The 22,472-nt window shown below is 42.3% G+C and carries 16 protein-coding genes; 11 read left to right on the forward strand and 5 right to left on the reverse strand.

Annotated features, from left to right (window positions below):
* Positions 1-2: 2 nt before the first annotated feature.
* From OQX61_RS02940 to OQX61_RS02985, 10 genes are all read left to right on the forward strand, one after another.
* On the forward strand, positions 3-2,177 hold the full coding sequence (locus OQX61_RS02940) for a S9 family peptidase (RefSeq protein WP_265840163.1): 2,175 nt from the start codon (positions 3-5) through the stop codon (positions 2,175-2,177).
* Positions 2,178-2,332: 155 nt separating this feature from the next.
* Positions 2,333-3,142: an ABC transporter permease gene (locus OQX61_RS02945; RefSeq protein ID WP_265840164.1), complete on the forward strand. Its 810-nt coding sequence runs from the start codon at positions 2,333-2,335 to the stop codon at positions 3,140-3,142.
* Between the two features lie 10 nt (positions 3,143-3,152).
* Positions 3,153-3,926: an ATP-binding cassette domain-containing protein gene (locus tag OQX61_RS02950; RefSeq protein WP_265840165.1), complete on the forward strand. Its 774-nt coding sequence runs from the start codon at positions 3,153-3,155 to the stop codon at positions 3,924-3,926.
* A gap of 4 nt (positions 3,927-3,930) precedes the next feature.
* Entirely contained in the window at positions 3,931-4,926 is a 996-nt protein-coding gene (locus OQX61_RS02955; RefSeq protein ID WP_265840166.1) for an MlaD family protein, read from the forward strand.
* A 140-nt stretch (positions 4,927-5,066) separates the two neighbouring features.
* Positions 5,067-5,264, forward strand: a complete 198-nt coding sequence (locus tag OQX61_RS02960) for a YtxH domain-containing protein (protein WP_265840167.1) — start codon at positions 5,067-5,069, stop codon at positions 5,262-5,264.
* A gap of 274 nt (positions 5,265-5,538) precedes the next feature.
* Positions 5,539-6,633, forward strand: a complete 1,095-nt coding sequence (locus OQX61_RS02965) for a histidine kinase (RefSeq protein ID WP_265840168.1) — start codon at positions 5,539-5,541, stop codon at positions 6,631-6,633.
* Positions 6,634-6,643: 10 nt separating this feature from the next.
* Entirely contained in the window at positions 6,644-7,402 is a 759-nt protein-coding gene (locus OQX61_RS02970) for a LytTR family DNA-binding domain-containing protein (RefSeq protein ID WP_265840169.1), read from the forward strand.
* 168 nt (positions 7,403-7,570) lie between these two features.
* Positions 7,571-8,758 carry an efflux RND transporter periplasmic adaptor subunit gene (locus tag OQX61_RS02975; RefSeq protein ID WP_265840170.1) on the forward strand — a complete coding sequence of 396 codons (1,188 nt, stop codon included), beginning with the start codon at positions 7,571-7,573 and terminating at the stop codon, positions 8,756-8,758.
* A 24-nt stretch (positions 8,759-8,782) separates the two neighbouring features.
* A complete protein-coding gene (locus OQX61_RS02980; protein WP_265840171.1) occupies positions 8,783-11,938 on the forward strand; it encodes an efflux RND transporter permease subunit in 3,156 nt (1,051 codons plus the stop codon).
* 2 nt (positions 11,939-11,940) lie between these two features.
* The gene (locus OQX61_RS02985; RefSeq protein WP_265840172.1) at positions 11,941-13,362 is read left to right on the forward strand and encodes an efflux transporter outer membrane subunit; all 1,422 of its coding nucleotides are present in this window, start codon (positions 11,941-11,943) and stop codon (positions 13,360-13,362) included.
* A gap of 90 nt (positions 13,363-13,452) precedes the next feature.
* Here OQX61_RS02985 and OQX61_RS02990 read toward each other — a convergent pair whose 3' ends face one another.
* Positions 13,453-15,810 carry a PAS domain S-box protein gene (locus tag OQX61_RS02990; RefSeq protein WP_265840173.1) on the reverse strand — a complete coding sequence of 786 codons (2,358 nt, stop codon included), beginning with the start codon at positions 15,808-15,810 and terminating at the stop codon, positions 13,453-13,455.
* A 50-nt stretch (positions 15,811-15,860) separates the two neighbouring features.
* Between OQX61_RS02990 and OQX61_RS02995 the strand changes: the two genes are divergently transcribed.
* The gene (locus OQX61_RS02995) at positions 15,861-16,733 is read left to right on the forward strand and encodes an aldose 1-epimerase family protein (protein WP_265840174.1); all 873 of its coding nucleotides are present in this window, start codon (positions 15,861-15,863) and stop codon (positions 16,731-16,733) included.
* Positions 16,734-16,744: 11 nt separating this feature from the next.
* Here the strand turns inward: OQX61_RS02995 and OQX61_RS03000 are convergent, their stop codons facing one another.
* The 4 genes from OQX61_RS03000 to OQX61_RS03015 form a co-directional block, all read right to left on the reverse strand.
* Complete coding sequence (locus OQX61_RS03000) at positions 16,745-17,941, reverse strand: GAF domain-containing sensor histidine kinase (RefSeq protein WP_265840175.1); 1,197 nt, start codon at positions 17,939-17,941, stop codon at positions 16,745-16,747.
* A gap of 173 nt (positions 17,942-18,114) precedes the next feature.
* Entirely contained in the window at positions 18,115-19,023 is a 909-nt protein-coding gene (locus tag OQX61_RS03005; protein ID WP_265840176.1) for an NAD(P)/FAD-dependent oxidoreductase, read from the reverse strand.
* A 135-nt stretch (positions 19,024-19,158) separates the two neighbouring features.
* The gene (locus OQX61_RS03010) at positions 19,159-19,944 is read right to left on the reverse strand and encodes a DUF4249 domain-containing protein (RefSeq protein WP_265840177.1); all 786 of its coding nucleotides are present in this window, start codon (positions 19,942-19,944) and stop codon (positions 19,159-19,161) included.
* Between the two features lie 12 nt (positions 19,945-19,956).
* Positions 19,957-22,284 (reverse strand): TonB-dependent receptor, encoded by a 2,328-nt coding sequence (locus tag OQX61_RS03015; RefSeq protein WP_265840179.1) that lies wholly within the window; start codon positions 22,282-22,284, stop codon positions 19,957-19,959.
* Between the last annotated feature and the right edge of the window lie 188 nt (positions 22,285-22,472).

A 22,472-nucleotide genomic window follows, 5' to 3' on the forward strand; every position in this document is an offset into this window, starting at 1 on the left:
AAATGAATATTAAACACCTCTTTTTTAAACTGGCAGTCCTGCTTATTCTGGTAAGTTCCGGACAAACCTATGCACAAAAGCAATCCGACCTTAAATGGGCAAAAGACGGTAATTCCTATTATCAGATTAAAGAATCTGGCATTGTAGCGATCACCCTTCCTAAAAATGAAGAGAAAATCATTCTTGACCCGGGTTTCTTATATGCCAATGCCAACATGGGGCTTGGAGCTATCAAGGATTTTGAAATCTCTGCGGATGGAACTAAAATATTACTGTATACCAACAGCAAAAAGGTATGGAGATATGAAACCCGCGGTGATTATTTCGTGGCTGATTTGAAAACAAAAGAAATGATCAAAATCGGTAAGGACAGACCTGCATCTTCACTGATGTTTGCAAAGTTTTCTCCGGATGGAAATAAGGTCGCTTATGTGAGCAAGCACAACATCTATGTAGATGATTTGACTAGCCGCAGCACAAAAGCACTGACTACCGATGGGACTGACCGCATGATCAATGGAACATTTGACTGGGTGTATGAAGAAGAATTTGATTGCAGAGACGGATTCAGATGGAGCCCTGACGGTGCCACTATTGCCTATTGGCAATTAGATGCGCGTGACATCAGGAATTTTCTGATGATCAACAATACAGATTCTATCTATTCTTTCAATGTGCCGGTAGAATATCCTAAAGTTGGCCAAAATCCTTCGGCTTGTAAAGTAGGTATCGTGGATATCAATACGGCGGCTACCAAATGGCTGGATGTTCCCGGAGATATGATCCAGCATTATATCCCTAGAATGGAATGGATTCCTAACAGCAATGAGGTGATCCTTCAACAGCTAAACAGAGTGCAAAATCAAAGTACACTATTTGTTGCCAATGCAAAATCAGGAGCAGTAAAAAATATTTACTCGGAAACAGATAAAGCCTGGATCGACGTTGGTCAGGGCTGGAACTGGGTTAATAACGGAAAAGAATTCCTTTGGTCCACAGAAAAAGACGGCTGGCGTCATCAATACCGCATTAGTAAAGACGGTAAAAAACAAACGCTGATCACAAAAGGCAATTTTGATGTCATCGAAAGCGCCCTGGTAGACGAGAAAAACAACCTGTTATACTTCATGGCTTCTCCGGATAATGCGACTCAGAAGTATCTCTATAAAACCAAACTTAGTGGTGGTGGCAAATCAGAAATGGTGACCCCATCTATCCTGCCGGGTACACACAGCTATGACATCTCTCCAAATGGATTATTTGCACGTCACAGCTATACGAGTGGAACCGTTCCTCCTATTACGGAATGGATGAAACTGACTACTTTAAACCCTTTCACCATGGAAGGCAGTATCACCAATCAACTGGGTAGAATCAAAGCACAGAAAAACCCTGTAGAATTCTTTAAAGTAACCACCGAAGATGGCGTTACCATGGACGGCTGGATGAAGAAACCAGACAATTTTGACCGCACAAAAAAATACCCGGTTGTATTTTATGTATACGGCGAACCTGCGTCTCAAACGGTAACTGATACTTATGGTGCCGGACGCAATTTCTTGTACAACGGAGATATGGCCAAAGACGGTTATATCTATATTTCAGTAGAAAATCGTGGCGCTCCTGCTCCGAAAGGCAGAGAATGGCGTAAAAGCATTTACAAAAGCATTGGCACTTTAAACATCCGTGACCAGGCTATGGCGACTAAGAAAATCATGGAATGGCCATTTGTCGACAAAGACAGGATTGCTGTCTGGGGATGGAGCGGCGGTGGATCTTCCACTTTAAACCTGCTTTTCCAATATCCTGAGATTTACAAAACAGGTATTGCCATTGCAGCAGTAGCCAATCAACTGACCTACGATAATATTTATCAGGAACGTTATATGGGCTCTCCGTTAAAAACTACGGAAGCTTACGTAAAAGGATCACCGATCAACTATGCGAAAAACCTAAAAGGTAATTTATTGTATATCCATGGTACCGGAGATGACAATGTGCATTATCAAAATGCCGAAATGCTGGCAAATGAATTGATCAGGTTCGGAAAAGTTTTTCAAATGATGTCTTATCCTAACCGTACACACAGCATCAGCGAAGGAGATGGAACTTTCCACCATTTATCGCTGACTTACACTGACTTTCTAAAGAAAAACTGTCCTCCGGGAGGGAAATAACTAATTTAATGAAAAGGATGGTCTGTAATTTACAGGCCATTTTTTTTTACTAAAGCACCTTATTTGGGATAATATCGTTAATATGGCGCAAATTTTGATAAGCGTTGCACATCTCTGTTATAACACCTATTATCTGAACACATCGATACACATTAATGGATAACCAAGCTGAAAATCCAGCCATTTTAAAAAAACAAGCCAGGCCACCTGGAAAAATCACCAGGATGTTCCTGACACTTTATGACGTATGTCAGTTCGTCACCCGGTTTTTCAAGGAAGGATTCCTTCCTCCTTACGAAGGAAGAGAATTAATGAGACAATGTTACGACATCGGCTATCGTTCTCTCGCCCTGATCTCCTTAACCGGATTCATTACCGGCATTGTATTCACAAAACAATCGAGGCCCTCCCTGGCAGAATTTGGTGCCACTTCCTGGTTGCCCTCTTTAGTCGGCATTGCCTTGCTCAGAACCCTTGCTCCCCTCCTGACCTCGCTCATTGCAGCAGGAAAAGTAGGTTCCAGTATTGGTGCAGAGCTAGGATCTATGCGCGTTACCGAACAGATCGACGCCATGGAAGTTTCAGCCACGAATCCTTTTAAATTTTTAGTGACCACCAGAGTGCTCGCAGCAACCATTACCATTCCTATCCTTACCTTTTACACCGCCATGGTGGGTATGTTAGGTGCGCTACTCAACGTTTCCTTATTTGAGGATACCAGTGCAAGGGCATTTTTTCAGGCTTCCTTAGAGCAGATTACCTTTTTAGACATCACCGCTTCAACAGTTAAAGCCATTATTTTTGGGTTTACTATTGGAATGGTCGGTTGCTATCAGGGCTATAACTCTTCCAAAGGAACTGAAGGTGTAGGTAAAGCGGCCAACTCGGCAGTAGTCATCGGAATGTTCCTCATCTTTATTGAAGAGGTGGTCTCCGTACAATTCTTTGGTTTATTCAGAACTTGATCTTAAAATAATGGAACAAAAGAAACCCACAGATATGGATCAGGAGAAAGTAATAGAGATCAAAGGACTATACAAGTCTTTTGGGACCTATGATGTGCTGAAAGGCGTGGATCTGGATCTACATAAAAGAGAAAACTTAGTGGTTCTTGGGAAATCAGGAACAGGAAAATCAGTGTTGATCAAGATTATTGTCGGCCTCCTTACTCCCGATCTGGGCGCAGTAAAGGTACTCGGTCAGCTGGTAGATGAAATCAGTTACAAAGAACTTTTGGCCTTACGGTTAAAAGTCGGTTTCTCTTTTCAAAACAGCGCACTATACGACAGTATGACGGTGAGACAAAATCTGGAATTCCCTTTAGTTAGAAACCAGAGAAACCTCACCAAAGGAGAAGTCAATATTGCAGTAGAGCGCGTGCTCGATGCCGTTGGCTTACTTCAAACCATCAACCAAATGCCATCAGAGCTTTCCGGTGGACAAAGAAAAAGGGTGGGCATCGCCAGAACATTAATCCTTCAACCGGAAGTGATGTTATATGATGAGCCTACCGCGGGATTAGATCCCATCACCTGCTTAGAGATCAATAACCTGATCAATGAGGTACAGGAACGTTTCCACACCAGCTCTATCGTCATCACGCATGATCTTACCTGCGCAAAAGCAGTAGGTAACCGGGTGGCCATGTTACTTGACGGCAAATTTGAACGTCAGGGGACTTTTGATGAGGTATTCAATACCGATGATGAACGGGTAAAACCATTTTACGAATATAATTTTATACAATAACAATATGCAGGTAACAGACACGCGTCGCAAAGTAACAGTAGGGCTATTCGTATTCCTTGGACTACTCATTTTTGTATTAGGAGTTTTTACGTTGGGAGGCCAGAAAAAGACATTTGTAAAAAGCTTTACTGTTGATGTTGTTTTTAATGATATCCAGGGACTAAAAGCAGGAAACAATGTTTGGTTTTCAGGAGTTAAAGTTGGAACCATCAAAAAGATACAGTTCTTCGGAACTTCAGAGGTTCAGGTGTTTTTAAGCATTGAAGAAGAAGCCCATAAATACATTCATAAGGATGCAACAGCGACCATCAGCTCTGACGGTTTGATCGGTAATAAAATCATTGTGGTGACTGGTGGCACGCCTAAATTCCCATTTGTGGAAGAGGGAGACCGCTTAAAAGCCAGCAATGCACTTTCTACGGATGACATCATGAAAACTTTCCAGGTGAACAATAAAAACCTGGTTGATGTGACTTCAGACTTTAAAATTCTTGCCAAAAACCTGGTGGAAGGAAAAGGCGCTGCCGGTGCTTTATTGGCAGATCAGCAGATTGCGGATAACTTTAAAGCCATCGTACAGAACTTAAAAGTAACCACAGAAGCTGCCAATAAAATGGCTTTGGATTTGAATACTTTCACCAGAAAGATGAATACTAAAGGCGGATTGGCAGATAAGATGATGACTGATACCATGGTATTTTCACAATTGCAGGCATCGGTTAATGAATTAAAGAAAACAGCAAGTTCTGCTGCGGCATTAACTGACAATCTGAATAAAGCAAGTTCAAAATTAAATCAATCTGATAATGCAGCTGGCTTGTTATTAAACGACCAGAAAGCAGCAGAGCAGATCAAGGTAATTATGCAAAACCTGGAAGGCAGCAGCAAAAAACTAGATCAGAATATGGAAGCCCTGCAACATAACTTTTTGTTGAGAGGCTTCTTTAAGAAAAAAGCGAAAGCAGAGGCTGAGGCAGCAAAAACGACTGTACAACCTTAATATTTCTTTGTCCTTATTAAAAAGAGCTGTCCCGTATGTTTTCGAACATCCGGGACAGCTCTTTTTTTGTAAAAGGTAAAACTATTAGGAAGGAACGTTGTTTTTAAGGTGAAGCAATTAATCATTAAAATATATACCATATGGGCCTACTAAAATCTCTACTTATCGGTGCCGCAGTTTTTGGGGCTGTAAAATATGCCACAAAAAAAGGTGCCAATGGAAAATCTCTTGTCGACGAACTGACAGAACAGGCTCCGGAATGGTTGGATAAAGCGAAAGAATTTGGAAACGACCTGAAGCAACAGTACCGTGAAACGACAGATCCTTACAAAGAATAAACGCGAGCCTAAAAATTCTTACAAACGATAAACAGCCATAACTGTTCATTGAAGCAAATCCACTACCACAAATAGTGGATTTTTCTTTTCCTGTCATTTGGGTAATTCATTTCTCCGCTTGAGTTGCCCATTTGGTCAGCTGGGTAAAATTCCTCAAATACTAATCCGCCCGGTTTTCTATTTTTGCCTGAGCGACGAAACATACCGACTTCCTCCCCCCATTATAGCTGACATTTTATGTAATTTTGCACCTTAAAATCACAATAAAGGAAATATGGTGAAAACCCACACAATTCTTTCAAAACCATTAAACAGAAACCTTCGTTTCATTACGATTCCATTAATCTTTGTGGTGTTGAATTTACTGTCTTACTTCCTCAATCCTTATAGTCCCTATTACAATCAATATTTTGACAGACCGGCCTTAGAAATCATCACTGATGCCAGTTTAACCCTCCTTTTTTGTGTACTGATCTTTGAGTTGAGCGTATTCAATTCTTCCATACTGGATAAAGTAATCCCCTGGACAGAGCGCCCTTTCATGCGTTTCATTATACAATTGCTCACCCAGATCGTTTTTGTCATCGTACTGATGATCCTGTTGTATTACATCGGCTCTCTGGTCTATACTTATAAAGAAAAACCCACTTTCGAAGAAGAGCTGAACAGCATTCAATTCGTGTATGTCTGTGTCATTATGGGGATTCTCATCAGTGCCGTAACCACCGGAAACTTCCTGTTACAAAAATGGACCACGACCATGATGGAAGCAACAGATCTGAAGCTAAAAACCGCAGAATTTAAAGAGATCGCCATGCAGGCCGAGCTACAATCGCTCAAGCTACAACTCGATCCCCATTTCATGTTTAATAATTTCAGCACCCTTTCTGAGCTGATTTCTGAAGATCAGTTAAAAGCAGAAGTTTTTCTCAGAAACTTGTCCAGAGTATACCGCTACATGATTGCGAATCTCAAAAAGAATATTGTATCCCTGGAAGAAGAACTCAAATTTGTAGATGCCTATTTATACCTCATCAGAATCCGTTATGGAGAAAATGTCATTGTTTCGGTAGACATCAACAATGACGACGACCGTGGTATCCCCCCCATTACCTTACAGCTGCTCATTGAAAACGCGATTAAACATAACGCAGCTACTAAAAGCAGTCCATTACTGATCGGGATTTACAATACGGATTCCCATATCGTAGTGAGTAATAACCTGCAAAGGATCAAATTATCCATTCCTTCCGCCCGAATCGGCTTACAAAATATACGCAGCAGGTATGCCCTTTTATCAGAAGACCTGCCCTTTGTTATAGAGAATGAGCATTCCTTTGCCGTTCATTTACCTTTACTTCCACTATAGTCCCTGAATTATGAATATTCTAATCATCGAAGACGAACAACCCAATGCCAACAGACTCATCAAACTGCTCGCAGAGCTAAGGGAGGACGTCCATATCATGGGGGTTTTGGCAAGTGTAGAAGAAAGTGTGAACTACCTGATTTCGCATCCCCAACCTGATCTGATCCTGATGGACATCCGGTTGGGAGATGGTTTATGCTTTGAGATTTTCCCGAAAGTAACGATCAACTGCCCGGTAATTTTCACTACCGCTTATGATGAATATGCGCTTCGTGCTTTTAAAATTTACAGTCTGGCCTATTTACTGAAACCCGTCGAAAAGAACGAACTAAAGGAAGCATTGAGCATATACGACCATATTATACAGGAAGCAAATCCCAATAAAGCATTGGACCAACTCGTAGATTATATCAAATCTAAGTCGGTCATTTACCGTTCCCGATTCCTGTTGCCTTATAAAGATGGTTATAAAACCATTCTGGCTTCTTCGATTGATTACATTTACTCAGAGCATAAAATCACGCACCTCGTATTAGACGACCAGACGGATTTGATTGTCCCTTTCACAATGGACGAGCTGGAAGACCAGTTAGACCCGGTCTGTTTTTTCAGGGCCAACCGTCAGCACATGATTCATGTGAACAGTATTTTCTCTATCCATAACTATTTCAATGGCAAACTCAAAGTCATTCTGAAGAGTAAGAATGCGGGTGAGATCATCATTAGCAAGGAGAAATCCGGACAGTTTAAAGCCTGGCTGGACCGCTGATTTTATCTCTTTTTTATGCTAAGCCCTGATTTCAGCCTTAGCAATTTCGGTTATTGTTTTTCTACGTTTCAGCAACGAAAATATCCATTTCGGTCAATTAAAACCTGATCGCGCGAGGATAGATTTTATGTTTGCAAACATTTTAAATGAACATAAACCATAAAGAAGATGTCTTTCCCCTCAAATCTCAAAAACAATACCCGATATTTCCTGCTATTGTCTCTGCTCATCCCTGCCTTAATATTATCCAGCTGTGGATCGAAAGCAGGACAGGAACAAGCAGCGGGCGGAACTCCACCACCAGCGCCGGAAATCCCGGTTATTACTGTTCTGGAGCAATCAGCAATTACGTTTAACGAATATAGCGCTGCCATTGAAGGCAAAGTCAATGTAGACATTCGCCCGCAGGTGGATGGTTACCTGGATAAAATCTTCGTGGATGAAGGTGCTTACGTGAAAGCTGGCCAGCCACTTTTCAAAATCAACGACCGTGTATATCAGGAACAGTTAAACACAGCCAATGCGGCTATGGAAGCTGCCAAAGCAAACTTGCGCAACGCTCAGATTGAAGTCAACAAAATCAAGCCACTGGTGCAGAACAAAGTAGTTTCTGAAGTACAATTGAGTACCGCAGAAGCGAATTACAGTCAGGCACAAGCCGCTGTTTCACAGGCAAAATCAACCATTGCTTCGGCAAAGATCAATATCGGTTTTACCCTGATTAAAGCGCCGATCTCCGGCTTCATCGGTAAAATACCTAAAAGAGTGGGCAACCTGATCAGCAAAGGCGATCCGGAACCAATGACCACCTTGTCCGACACTAAAGAAGTGTATGCTTATTTCGCGATGTCTGAGCCTGCTTTCTTACAGTTCAATGCACAGGTTAAAGGGGCAAATATGGCTGAAAAGCTTAAAAAACTACCTCCGGTTTCCTTAATTCTTGCCGATGGAACAACCTATCCACACAAAGGAAGGATTCAGATTGTAGATGGTCAGTTCGACAAAAACACGGGTTCAATTAGCCTGAGAGCAATATTCCCTAATCCTCAGGGATTGTTACGTTCTGGAAATACCGGAAAAATCCGTTTAGAAGAGCAGCATGAACAAGTAGTGATGGTGCCTAAAGCGGCAACAATGGATGTGCAGGATAAGATTTTCGTCTATTTAGTAGGTCCGAAAAACAAGCTGGAACGCAGAGCGATCACGATTTCAGGAAAAAGCGGCAACAATTACCTGATTGAAGATGGCCTTAAAAAAGGTGAAACCATTGTGTATTCAGGACTGGATGGTTTAGCGGAAGAGGCAGAGATTAAGCCGAAACCATTAAATGCAGACAGTATTTACCGCGCCCAATAATTTACCCCCTAAATTAAAAACAACATGTTACAATCTATTATAAGAAGGCCGGTATTGGCAACGGTGATCTCTGTCCTCCTGGTGCTCCTGGGGATCGTGGGACTTACCCGTTTGCCTATTACCCAGTTTCCCGACATTGCCCCTCCTACCATTTTCGTATCTGGTGTATATCCGGGTGGAAACTCGGAGGCCGTAATCAGATCGGTCATTACTCCCCTGGAGGAATCCATCAATGGGGTGGAAAATATGGATTATATGAAATCTTCCGCCAGTAATGACGGTTCATTTTCCGTATCCATTGTCTTTAAACAAGGTACAGACCCTGATCAGGCCGCAGTAAACGTGCAAAACCGTGTGGCGCAGATCAACAGTCAGATGCCGCCGGAAGTGTTACAGGCAGGAATTAGCACCTCCAAACAGCAGAACAGCAATGTCATGTACTTCAACGTTTATAGTGAAGACCGTACAAAATATGATGAGAAGTTCCTGCAAAATTACATCAAGATCAACCTTGTTCCCGAGTTAAAAAGGATTCAGGGTGTGGGTCAGGTCCAGATGTTTGGCTCCAAAGATTACTCGATGCGTGTATGGTTAAATCCGCAGAAAATGTCGGCTAATAACTTAACACCAGGTGAGATTACCGCAGCTATTGCAGATCAGAGTTTAGAGACCGCTCCGGGTAAATTCGGCGAAGAATCTAAAGAAGCAATCGAATATGTGGTAAAATATAAAGGTAAGTTAAACTTACCTGAGCAATATGAAAACCTGATCATCAAATCCTCCGCGGATGGGGGTGTACTACGTTTAAAAGACGTAGCAAGGATTGAATTTGGTGCCGCAAGTTATTCCAGTGACACCAAAATGGATGGTATGGATGCCGTTACTCTAGGGATTTTACAAGCCAGTGGATCAAATGCCAATGAGATTGAAATTGCAGTGCGTAAGTCCTTGATTAAAGCGGCTAAAGACTTCCCAAAAGGTATCAATTATGAAATCATTCAGAGTACTAAAGAAAGGCTGGATGAATCGATCAGTCAGGTAAAAACGACCTTAATTGAGGCCTTTATCCTGGTATTTATTGTGGTATTTATCTTCTTACAGGATTTCAGGTCTACCCTGATCCCCGCTATTGCCGTTCCGGTAGCAATTATTGGTACTTTCTTCTTTTTACAACTGATTGGATTTACGGTCAACGTACTGACTTTATTTGCACTGGTATTAGCCATTGGTATTGTAGTCGATGATGCGATTGTGGTGGTGGAGGCCGTCCATGCCAAAATGGAGGGCTCTGATTTAACTGCCAGAGAAGCGACTTACTCTGCTATGAGTGAGATCACCGGAGCAATTGTTTCAATTACCCTGGTGATGTCGGCGGTATTCCTGCCGATTGGCTTCATGGAGGGCTCTTCGGGGATCTTCTATAAGCAATTCGCCTTTACACTGGCTATCGCGATTCTGATTTCTGCGGTTAACGCGCTTACTTTAAGTCCGGCTTTATGTGCCTTGTTCTTAAAGAACCCACACGCAGAAAAAGCAGGTAAGAAACAAGGTTTTTCTCAGCGCTTCTTCTCGGCTTTCAATACCTCATTTGATCGTATGACCAATAAATATATTGGTAGTCTGAAATGGCTGATTAAATTCAAATGGGTGAGTTTAGGCGGATTAGCAGTAGTGACCGGCTTAACGCTTTGGATGATGAACAATACGCCAAAAGGTTTTGTACCGATGGAGGATGATAGTTTCATGATTTACTCTTTAACCATGCCTTCAGGTACCGGTTTAGACCGCACCACGAAGTTCATCAAGAAGGTAGACTCTACTTTTAAATCTTTTGAGGCCGTGAAAACCACCACGAGTGTGTCTGGATTTAACATCATGAGTAACTCTTCCAGTCCGGCTTACGGACTTGGTTTTATCAAGCTGAAAGCGCCAAAAGAAAGAGGTGAAGTTCAGAATATGGACGAAGTATTGGGTATGGTTAATGCAAAAATGGCCACGCTTAAAGAAGGAACAGTAAGTGTGTTCCGCATGCCTCCTGTTGCCGGATATGGTGCCATTGGTGGGGTAGAATTTGTATTGCAGGACAGAACAGGTGGCGACCTGCAGAAATTCAGCCAGGTGGCTAACCAGATTGTTGGGGAGCTGTTCGGTGTGGATGGTGTTGCAGTGGCATTTACCACTTTTAAAGCCGATTATCCGCAGTTTGAACTGGAAGTAAATGATGAGAAAGCCAAGCAACTGGGGGTAAGTGTAAAGGATTTACTGAGCACTATCCAGGTGTATTACGGTGGTTCTCAGGCTTCCGACTTTAACCGTTTCGGTAAATATTACCGTGTCAATGTAAAAGCTGACGGTATTTTCAGAACAGATAAAGAATCGCTGAACATGGTATTTGTGAAAAATGCCAAAGGTGATATGGTCCCTGCAAGTGAGCTGGTATCCGTAAGAAAAGTATACGGACCGGAGTCTGTAGACCGTTACAATCTATTCAATTCCATCACCATCAATGCGATCGCCAAACCAGGGGTGAGCAATGGAAAGATCATGGAAGAAGTAGAGAAATTACTGGCAGAAAAGCTACCTAATGGCTATAGTTATGAATGGAACGGACTTTCCAGAGAAGAGAAATCTTCGGGATCACAAACCGTGTTTATTCTGGCATTGAGTTTATTATTTGTGTACTTCCTGCTGGCCGCTCAATATGAGAGTTATATTTTACCATTTGCCGTGATGTTATCTATCCCTACTGGTCTTTTGGGTGTGTTTATCGCCATTAAGCTTGCTGGTATCGACAACAACATCTATGTACAGATCGGATTGATCATGCTGATCGGTTTACTCGCGAAAAATGCCATTCTGATCATTGAGTTTGCCTTACAACGTCGTAAAGAAGGTATGGACCTGATTGCAGCAGCATTAGAAGGCTCCAGACTACGTTTAAGGCCTATCCTGATGACTTCCCTGGCTTTCGTTGCAGGTATGACCCCATTGATGGTTGCTACCGGTGGTTCTGCCATGGGTAACCGCTCCATCAGTACCGGTGCTGCCGGTGGGATGCTTGCCGGAGTAATTTTGGGACTGTTTATCATCCCTGTACTCTTCGTTGTATTCCAATCTTTACAGGAAAAAATAACCGGAAAACCGGGACTGGAAACCGACCCACAGGTCAAATCTAAATAATCATGAATCACAGTTATAAATTATATGCCATCACAACCCTTGCTATCCTGTCCGCAGGATGCAAGGTTGGCAAAGAGTATGTGCGACCGGCAACAGACCTGCCGGCCCAATACCGTGCTGCGCAGGCCTCCACGGATTCGGTCAGCGTGGCTGCTTTAAGCACCAAAGCTTTCTTTAATGATCCGGAATTACAACAACTGATCGACAGTGCCAATACCAAAAACTTTGACTTGCTGATTGCCTTGAAAAACATCGAATCAGCAGACCAGAGATTAAAAGAAGCGAAGGTCAACTTCTTACCGGAACTGGGTGTAAATATCCAGGCCAATACCAGCAGGCCTTCAAAAAACAGTCTGAATGGCTTAAGTATGGGACAGTTTCTAGGCACCACGACAGTTCAGGACTATAATGCCGCCCTGAATTTATCCTGGGAAGTTGGCTTATGGGGTAAATTAAGAGGAATGAAAGCACAGGCCCTTTCTCAATACCTGCAAACACAGGAAGCCTCCAGACTGATCCGCAGCAAACTGGTTTCCAGTGTAGCAACGGGTTATTACAACCTGCTGATGCTGGATGAGCAATTACGCATCGCTAACAGAACAGTCGCTTTAAATGACAGTACCTTAAGGATGACAAAGCTGCAATGGGATGCTGGTTTAACAACGATTCTTGCCATTCAACAGGCAGAAGCACAGAAACAAAGTTCAGAACAACTGGTTCCTGCCCTGTTGCAAAGCATCAGCATTCAGGAAAATGCCTTAAGCATGCTTACAGGTACACTTCCGGCATCGGTATACCGTTTAAAGAAACTGAATGAAATCAAGCCCGCAGTTCAGGTTCCTGCTGGCTATCCGGTTGCTTTATTGAACAACCGTGCGGATGTGAAGGCTAGTGAATACAGCTTACGCGCCGCCAACGACGCTGTAGGTGTGGCGCAAGCGAGTATGTATCCTTCTTTGAATATCACTGCTCAGGGTGGGTTAAACTCCTTTAAAGCCAGCAACTGGTTTAACATTCCGGGTTCTCTTTTTGGAATGGTCGCAGGATCTGTGGCTCAACCAATTTTTCAACGCAGACAGTTGAAAACCAGGTTTGAGATCGCGAAAATAGAAAGAGAGAAATCGGTGTTGGCATTCAGACAAACCGTTCTTGTAGCCGTAACCGAAGTGGCTGATGCCTTAACTACCTCTGCCCGCTTAAAAGAGCAGCTTGTTCTGGCAGAGGCCCGTGTAAACACCTTACGTTCGGCCATTAAAAATGCGGACATGTTGTATAAAAGCGGCATGGCGACCTACCTGGAAGTGATCCTTGCGCAAGGCAGTTTGCTGCAAAGCGAACTTGAACTGAGTGATTTAAAACGTCAGCGATTAGCAGCTGATGTTACCCTTTATACCGCCTTAGGAGGTGGTAATAACGAAGAATAACCCCCCAAACTAAATAACAATCCCACTGCGATGCTTTTAAAAAGGCATCGCAGTTTTTATTTGAAGAGGTCGCTTCTTGAACATCTGCTTTTATTTGAAGTATATCGTAAAAGTCGTTCCCGTACCAAATTCACTTTCTACCGTCACCTTTCCACCCATCGCATCGATCTGATTCTTGGAAATAAACAACCCTACCCCTCTGGAATCGGCATTGCCATTAAAAGTCTTGTACATTCCAAACAATTCCGCGCCATGCTTCTCCAGGTCCATTCCTATGCCGTTATCCTTGATTCGTAAAACCACCTGACCATCTTCCGGGCAGCTCAGTTCAATAACGGGAGGCCGTTCCGGGTGACTATACCTGATCGCGTTAAAGATAAAATTAAGCAGAATACTTTCCAGATAGGCTGGATTATAGTTGACCAGCACTTCTTCTGACACCCTATTGATGATGCGGGCCTTTTTCAGCACAATCTGATCCTGTAATACATCCAGTGTCCTGCTGATGTATTCGCGAAGCTCCAATGGCTCCACAATCACATTGATATTGGTTTGAATATTTACCACTTTATTGAGGTTCAACAGCGTTTCATTTAAAGAATTTGACACCGTCTTCAATAAAGACACCATTTCATTCCGCTCTTCATGAGTGCTTGCAGATTCAATCAAAGCAGCAATAGACTGAATGTTACTCGTATGCGAACGCAGGTTATGAGATACGATATAAGAGAAATTCAGCAACCTTTTGTTCTGTTCATTGACCAGATCAAAAGAGTGATTTAAATCTTTCTCCGCCTGTTTATTCCTGCTGATATCGATCATGATTCCCCTCAGCATGACTACTTTTCCCTCGGAGATCACCACATTCACAATGTCCCTTAACCAAACGATATTGCCATCTTTAGCTATCATCCGGTACTCAAAATCATGTTGTTCCAGTTTATCAGCAAAGGAATAACAATAATGAAGGCGATATTCCCTGTCTTCCGGATGAATGTGATCTACCCAGAATGTTGGAGAACCCAGCCATTCTTCGCTTGTATATCCAAGAATATCTTTTGATTTTTCACTCACAAAAGCAAATTCAAAAGTAAAAGGATTAGCTTCCCAAACGATCCCGTCAATCGTGTTAATCAGTGATTCAATACGTTGTCTATATTCTACAGCAATTCGTTCTGCTTCAATTTTTTCCGTTACATCTTCTACAATAGCAATATGACTGGTTGGTTTAGTTCCCGGAAGCCATAATGGCGTGATCATCAGGTTTGCCCAAACCACTGTCCCATCCTTATGTAAATATCTTTTCAGCAGTTCAAATTCAGAAATCTCCCCACTCTCCATCCGTTCAAAATAATTGAGACCATTGTCCATATCTTCGGGATGACTCAGCATTTGAAAGCGCCTCGTTTCCAGCTCTTCCGCGGAATACCCGAGGATCTTGCAAAGGCGGGAGTTCACATGCAGTAAACCACCGGTATTGGAATCCACCTCCATAATCCCGATGGCTGCCTGATCGAATATTGTTTTAAACTTCAGCTCATTTTCCAGCAACCTACTGGCCTGATCATACACCAATTGTTGCAATTCTGCTGGCCTCTTAAACACCAGAGAGACTAAAAACCCGCTAAGCCCGGCAAGAAAAATAGCAAATATGGTGGGCAATATGATTTTTATATAGGGTTTATAGCTGGGAATGCTCATCATGTACAATTTCCAGTTGCCATCAGAAAAGGTCGCACTTTCCTGAACGGCGCCGGGAGTAGATTTTATTTCCGGCATAAAAAACTCTTCCCTACCGGTTGCAGGGTTCATCTTTGACAATTGAAAGGCATAGCGGTTTCTGGCGACTTCCCTCACCCCTGCTTCTTTTAAAAAGGTGTCCAGCTTGATCACCACAGCAGAAAATCCCCAGAACTTATTGTTAAAAAACAAGGGCATCCGGCCAACAATACCTATCCCTCCCTGCTTGAGTTTCAATGGCCCGGCAAAATACATCTTTCGGTCTTCTACTGCTTTTTTTGCTTCCAGAACAATCTCTTTTGAGAGCTTAAAAATATTGACATTTAGAGCTGGCTCATTACCGGCTAAAGGATAGATGTATTTTATCACCCCATCTGGCACCAGCTCTACCGCCTGCAAATTTGGGTTAGAATTGATCAGCTGTGCGGCAACAACCTCGAAATTTCTGGGTGTCCCATCGCCGCTAATTGTTAAGCCCAGCGTTAAAGCGGCAGTATAACTGTTTTTAAGCGACTGATCTACATTATAACGCACTACATTTAAAACGCGGTTCATTTCCAGTCGCTGGTCATCTTTAACCATCTGGTAGCGTTGATTGGCGATGTAAAGAATCAGTGTAATGAGCAACAGAGAAATAACCGCCCCGGTTACTTTGGGTCTTTTAAATAAAATATTGGTACTGGAAGATAATTTTTTCTCTAAGTTCATTTTGTTGCCAGACAGAGCCTAAATGTAATATTTAATTTTTACTTTTATCTATGATCATTACTCTCGAAAACGCAGAAATCTCAGTCTCCTTTTCTACTAAAGGTGCAGAACTACAAAGCCTGGAAAACAAACAAACCGGCTTATCCTACCTTTGGAACGGAGATCCAGAATTCTGGGGAAAGCGTAGTCCTGTATTATTCCCTATTGTTGGTGGCTTAAAGGACGATACTTACTTCTATGAGGGCAATGCTTACCATTTGCCAAGACATGGTTTTGCGAGAGACAAAGAGTTTGAGGCCATTAAAATCGGGCCGGAAGAAATATTGTTCCTGCTGAAAGAAGATGAAGAAAGCTTAAAAGTTTATCCTTTTAAGTTTCAACTGGGCCTGCATTACCGACTTACGGGGAATACCCTTAGTTGTGGTTATGAAGTTTTAAATACCGGCGACAAAGACCTGTTGTTTTCTATAGGCGGGCATCCGGCATTCAGCGTACCACTTAACCCCACTTTAAATTATAATGATTATTACCTGCAATTCAACAAGGATTCGCAATTGAAATTCCAGAAGGTGACTGATAACCTCATCGACGATGCAATCGGAACTCATGGCTTAACCTCCGCAGGAAAGCTACCATTAAGCCATGAATTATTTTACCATGATGCCCTGGTGCTCAAAAATCTGAAAAGCAATAAGATTCGTTTAAAAAGTGAGAAAAGCCCGCATGGTCTGGATTTTCATTTCGAAGCTTTTCCTTTCTTCGGAATCTGGGCTGCTAAAGACGCCGATTTTGTCTGTCTGGAACCCTGGTGTGGCATCGCAGATAGCGTTCATCATGATCAAAAACTGATCAATAAGGAAGGCATAGTTAATTTAGCGCCAGGAAAAGACTGGCTCAGACACTGGGAAGTTACCTGCTTTTAACAGCAGGTGATTTAACCATTCCTGCCCGGTAATTCAACGATAAATTTACAACCTTTATCCTTTCCTTCGCTTTCTGCGCGAATGGTGCCGTCATGTGCTTCCACCAATACTTTCACGATGGATAGTCCAAGACCGGTAGAATTTTCCCCTCCGGTTGGTTGTGCACTTAAGCGGGTAAAACGCTGGTATAATTTACCTTTATCTTCCTGAGTCAGGCCTAAACCCTCATCCTGAACCTCAATCAGAACTTTACCTGCAAGCTCTTTTACACGAATATAGATCTGTTTACCCGGTGCAGAATATTTAATAGCATTGTTGATCAGATTGTCAATAATTTCCGTCAGCTTCCCTTCATCTGCATTTACATACAGGTCTTTTTCATAACTGAAATGCAGGGTCTGGTTCTTTCTTTCCGCTAATGGCTGATTCATCGAGACCACGTTACTCACCAAAAAAGAAACATTAACTTTGATGAGCATCAGGTGTATTTTCCCGGCTTCAATACTTCCTACCTGCAATAATTCATCAATAATCCGCACCATATTCAGGCTGGCAATTTTAATCTGATCACAAAGCGTATCCACCATTTCGTGGTTATCTTTCTTCATTTTGATCAGATCTGCACGTACAGGAATGGTTGTTAATGGGTTTTTAAGGTCGTGGGCAGTAGTATTAAGGATTTGGTTGTGTTGTGCTAAACTCGTTCTGGAAGCTAACCTCAGCTCGATCTGGTCCATCACGATATCTCTCAGATCTCTGAGAATCTGCTCTTCCTCTTCAGTCAATGTTCTTGGTGATTTGTCGATTACACAAAAGGTACCCAGGTTGAAACCATCTCTGGTACGTAATGGTACTGCGGCATAAAACCGCAATCCGAAACTACCGGCTACCAAAGGATTAGCCAAAGTTCTTGGATCTATGGCCGCATCTTCCACCAGGTACAGGTCATCAGAAAAAATCACGGAAGCACAAAGGCCTTCATCCCGGTCAATTTGCTGTGCTTCCACTCCGTATTTCGATTTAAACCAGATGCGGTCAGTGTCTACCAGACTCACTATTGCAATAGGCACCTTCAGGAGCGTTGCCGCCAGCTTGGTAAGCTTGTCAAAAGACCCATCGGGTGGCGTATCCAGAATACTATACCTTTTTAAAGCTTTAATTCTTTCTTCTTCTAATGTTGCAGTATCCAGATCTAGGTGAGTCGTCATTGAGATTTACATTAAGAAACATAAAGTTAGCAATGTTCCTGGCGGAAAACAAATTACGATGATTATATATTATCAATATGACTTAAGATAAAGATTTACGCTTAGAAAAAGGTATTTTAAAATAATAGCTGTTTTTCCTATATATATTTCATCATGAAGAAAAAAAGCTGGATTTACCAGCTTTCGAGAATTAATGACGAATTGATCGCAACCCCTGATAACGTGCCTGATGCCACTGCCATGGAAACTGACCTCACCATAGTCGTATTGTCACCAGCGGCATAAATGCCAGGGATGCTGGTTTGTTTTTTATCATCCACAATCAAATAACCCTGCTCATTAACCTCACAACCAAGGCTTTCAGGAATATCCGAATGTTGTGAAAAACTTACCCTGCTATACATTGCTTTAAAGAAATGCTCCTGTCCGTCTTCCAGTAACAGACTTTTAAGTTGTCCGTTTTCATGTTGGATTTCTTTTACAGGCGTATCAATAACCGGAATACCATGACGTTTCAGCTGTTGCTGCTGTACTTCGTTGAGTTGAACCGGCCCGTTCGTATATAATACCAAATCATTTGTCCATTGGCTTACTACCTGCGACAAATGAAAAGCCGTTTCTCCATTGGCAAGCAAGGCGGTTTTTTGCCGGGCAACTTCATAGCCATGGCAATATGGACAATGGATTACAGAGATACCCCAGCACTCCGAAAAGCCTTTTATTGCTGGCATCAGGTCTTTAACACCCGTCGCAAACAAGAGCTTTTTTGTATGGAAAGATTGACCGGAGGCGGTTTTTAATTCAAAAAAATCGGTGCTGCGCATGGCGGAAGTCACCACATCATTTAAATGAGTCACAGTAGGATATTTTAATACTTCCGATAAAGCGATAGCCGCAATGGTTGCAGGTACCTGCCCATCCTGCGTGATAAAATTATGAGAATATGGCGTTTGCGCATTGCAGGGCTTACCGCTATCAATTACCAGTACTTTTCTTCCTGCCCGGCCTAAGGTCATGGCCGCAGAAAGGCCAGCATAACTTCCGCCAATAATGATGACTTCCTGTGTAGATTCCGTTTCCATCTTTGTTTTGTTTAAGGTTTAAATACCCCCGGTGTTACCGGATGGAAACAAAGGTAAAAAGGTCGGTTAATAATGCAACATTATTGCAATAATACAACGTAAAAATGACACAATGTTGCTTTAACTGACAGCTCTTTACTTAATCAATGCGGTCCTGATACTGGAAGTATAAGCGCTGAATACCCCTAATGCGCCATTGCTAAAGTTAGAAGGTGGATTTGCAGGAGCAACCGGAGGCCCACCGCCGCCTGAATTCTGACCGAGGCTATAAAAATAACGGTATACATTTCTGTCAATACACTGAATTTCTACCTGAATACTATCGCCTTTAATCAAGTCATTCAGTTCATAGAAGATCACATTGGTTACCTTATTACCATCATCAAAGCGATCTTCGGAAACGACATCTTTCTCTACCACTCCTTTAAATCTCAGGATATAACGGTATTGATTCGCTACTCCGGCAGGATCTCTATAGTTAACTGCAACATAATTCTTAGTCTCTCCAAAAAGGTTATAACTTTTAAAAGTAAGCGAATCCATAGGCACACGGACTGGCATAACCGAGCTGGCTTTATAGGTTTGTCCTTCCAGCGTAACTGAAATATCGTATTTGGATCCTGATTTACCTCTGAACTTCACACTCTGATAAATCCCCGGAGATACCTCCGTAAAAACGATGGAGCCTGTGCCATCTATCCCAAGTACCACTTTAGCTCCGCTCGCCCCGTTAAATTTATTGGGTTCCGTGAAGCTATAGGTTTTAGAAATTTTAATCCGCTGAACCTCATTCTGGTCGCTGATACCACCATCAATCACCACTAGCGGCGTTGCTTCCTCCAATTTCAGCTCGATTACCTGCTCACAAGCGGTAAAAAGAAAGATCATGATCAATCCTATGTATAATTTAATTTTCTTCATGAGTAGTATCGGTTAAAATTTGAAGTTCCAGGTAACAGAAGGGATAATTCCGAACAAAGTGGTTCTAACCACCTCTGTACGCGTAGGATCATCAGGGTTGTCTTTAAAATCAATTGAAAAAGCATTTTGTCTGTTGTACACATTATAAATCCCAAAAGACCAGCTGGACTGTAGTTTCTTTCCAGGTTTTCCTTCCAGTGTGGCAGCCACATCGAGTCGGTGATAAGCCGGCGTCCGGTATCCATTTTTCTCCTTGTAATAAAAAGCGGTGTTGCCGTTGATCTCATATTTACCACTTGGATAGGTGACCGCATTACCGGTATTGTAGACAAAAACAGAAGAGAAAGTCCAGCGTGGACTCGCTTTGTAGATCCCTACCAGGGAGATATCATGGGTTCTGTCTTGTTTCGCATAAAACCATTTCCCCTCATTGAGGGTATCAAACTGACGCTCTGTTCTGGAAAAAGTATAGCCAATCCAACCATTGAACCTGCCAAATCTTTTCTTCAAAAACAATTCGATTCCATAGGCACGTCCGTCGCCAAACAACAAATCTGCTTCCACATTTCCGTTCCCTCTCAAATCGGTTCCACTACGGTATTCGATTTGATTTTGCATCCATTTATAATAAATCTCGGCGGAGAACTCATATTTATCATCGTTAAAATTCTTAAAAAAACCGGTAGCTACCTGATCAGCGATTTCCGGCTTCACATGATTACTGTTCATGATGTATAAATCCGTTGGCGAAGTTGAAGTGGAGTTAGACATCAGGTGAATGTTCTGAACATTCCTCGTATAGGCCCCCTTTATAGCGCTGGAAGGGTTCAACTGGTAACTGGCAGACAGTCTGGGCTCCAGATTGAAATAGGATTTAACGACAGCCTTCGAACCATAATATTTACTGGAAATGGTATTCCCATCTGCATCATAGCTTTTGAAATTACCAGGACCCAGCAGGGAAAAGCTACTCAGTCTAAAGCCATAAACCAGGTTAAAACGCTCATTCACGGCCCATTCATCGGACACATACATGGCGGATTCCAAACCTTTACGGTTCTCAAAGGTAGTTGGATTGACACTGGAACTTTCATCGGCACTCAGCTTTCCGGGTGCGATGGTATGGTGGATCACATTGAGCCCAAATTTCAGGCTATGGTCATTACTCAGGCGGTAATCAAAATCCTGCTTCAGGTTGAAATCTTTGATAGAAGAATTCACTTTAAAGTTATTGTCTTCCATCATGTTCTGGATCACGTAATTATAATTACTGTAGATCAGGGAAGTATTGGAAAACAACTTATTACTGTACAAATGGTTCCAGCGCAAGGTAACGGTTGCATTGCCCCAGTTAAAGCCAAATGCATCGGCAATGCCAAGCTTATCCCGCCCAAAATAACCGGATAAGTATATGGTGTTTTTATCATCCAGCTGATAATTTGCCTTGGCATTTAAATCATAAAAAAACAGGGTATTGTTGCTGATCGAACTATCAGAAGAGAGTTTAAAGAAAAGATCCATATAGGTTCTTCTGGCACTCAACATAAAAGAGCCTTTATCTTTCACAATAGGACCTTCTACTTTAAGTCTGGAAGAGATCAGGCCAATGCCACCTTCGGCGGTAAATTCTTTTCGGTTCCCATCGTTCATTTTTATATCAAGTACAGAAGCTAATCGTCCGCCATACTGTGCCGGCATCCCCCCTTTGTATACGCTCACATCTTTAATGGCATCAGAATTAAATGTGGAGAAAAAGCCCAGTAAATGGGAAGCATTATATACCGGAGCTTCATCCAGAAGGATCAGATTTTGATCTGTTGCCCCTCCACGTACATAAAAACCACTATTTCCTTCTCCTGCTGATTTAATTCCCGGTAGCAATTGTAAGGTTTTCAGAACATCACGTTCTCCGAGCAGCACCGGAACATCATTAATTTCCCGTACGCTCAGCTTTTGCAGCCCCATTTGCGGACTACTCACATTTTCGTTCTTTTTAGTCGCCGAAATGACAACTTCGTTCAATTGGTTATCTTCCTCCAATGCAAAATTCAAACGCAGGTCCTTTGAAATATCTACTTCTTTAATGGTGGTTTTATAGCCGATAAAACTAACGGCTACTTCATATTTGCCTTCAGAAATGATGAGCGAATAAAAACCATAAGCATTGGTCAGACTAGCGGCAGTATTGCCGCCAGTCAATCTAACGCTGGCTCCAATCAGCGTTTCCCCGGTTTTTGCGTCAGTGACATTGCCACTAAGCGTTCTTTTTGTTTGGGCACTGGAATACTGAAAAAATATACACAGCAATAATAACAGTACTAATCGAATGGTATTAGGCATAAAATAAATCAGGTATAATCTTCCGTAAACCCTGCCTTATAAACGGGCATGGATGGATAAATATACAGAATGCTATGTGTTTTCCACAGGAATATTGACAGCAAAGCTTGATTAACCCCGCAATTACCCAGAACCGGGTGGATAAATTGCGTTCCTGCCTGAGCCAGTCAGGAACGCAACATTTATTA

It is taken from the genome of Pedobacter sp. PLR, from assembly GCF_026239675.1.
Lineage (GTDB): Bacteria > Bacteroidota > Bacteroidia > Sphingobacteriales > Sphingobacteriaceae > Pedobacter.

Excerpts from the sequence above, each read along its gene's own strand:
- OQX61_RS02940 (WP_265840163.1), top strand. The coding sequence starts at position 3 with ATGAATATTAAACACCTCTTTTTTAAACTGGCAGTCCTGCTTATTCTG.
- OQX61_RS02945 (WP_265840164.1), top strand. The coding sequence starts at position 2,333 with ATGGATAACCAAGCTGAAAATCCAGCCATTTTAAAAAAACAAGCCAGG.
- OQX61_RS02950 (WP_265840165.1), top strand. The coding sequence starts at position 3,153 with ATGGAACAAAAGAAACCCACAGATATGGATCAGGAGAAAGTAATAGAG.
- OQX61_RS02955 (WP_265840166.1), top strand. The coding sequence starts at position 3,931 with ATGCAGGTAACAGACACGCGTCGCAAAGTAACAGTAGGGCTATTCGTA.
- OQX61_RS02960 (WP_265840167.1), top strand. The coding sequence starts at position 5,067 with ATGGGCCTACTAAAATCTCTACTTATCGGTGCCGCAGTTTTTGGGGCT.
- OQX61_RS02965 (WP_265840168.1), top strand. The coding sequence starts at position 5,539 with ATGGTGAAAACCCACACAATTCTTTCAAAACCATTAAACAGAAACCTT.
- OQX61_RS02970 (WP_265840169.1), top strand. The coding sequence starts at position 6,644 with ATGAATATTCTAATCATCGAAGACGAACAACCCAATGCCAACAGACTC.
- OQX61_RS02975 (WP_265840170.1), top strand. The coding sequence starts at position 7,571 with ATGTCTTTCCCCTCAAATCTCAAAAACAATACCCGATATTTCCTGCTA.
- OQX61_RS02980 (WP_265840171.1), top strand. The coding sequence starts at position 8,783 with ATGTTACAATCTATTATAAGAAGGCCGGTATTGGCAACGGTGATCTCT.
- OQX61_RS02985 (WP_265840172.1), top strand. The coding sequence starts at position 11,941 with ATGAATCACAGTTATAAATTATATGCCATCACAACCCTTGCTATCCTG.
- OQX61_RS02990 (WP_265840173.1), bottom strand. The coding sequence starts at position 15,810 with ATGAACTTAGAGAAAAAATTATCTTCCAGTACCAATATTTTATTTAAA.
- OQX61_RS02995 (WP_265840174.1), top strand. The coding sequence starts at position 15,861 with ATGATCATTACTCTCGAAAACGCAGAAATCTCAGTCTCCTTTTCTACT.
- OQX61_RS03000 (WP_265840175.1), bottom strand. The coding sequence starts at position 17,941 with ATGACGACTCACCTAGATCTGGATACTGCAACATTAGAAGAAGAAAGA.
- OQX61_RS03005 (WP_265840176.1), bottom strand. The coding sequence starts at position 19,023 with ATGGAAACGGAATCTACACAGGAAGTCATCATTATTGGCGGAAGTTAT.
- OQX61_RS03010 (WP_265840177.1), bottom strand. The coding sequence starts at position 19,944 with ATGAAGAAAATTAAATTATACATAGGATTGATCATGATCTTTCTTTTT.
- OQX61_RS03015 (WP_265840179.1), bottom strand. The coding sequence starts at position 22,284 with ATGCCTAATACCATTCGATTAGTACTGTTATTATTGCTGTGTATATTT.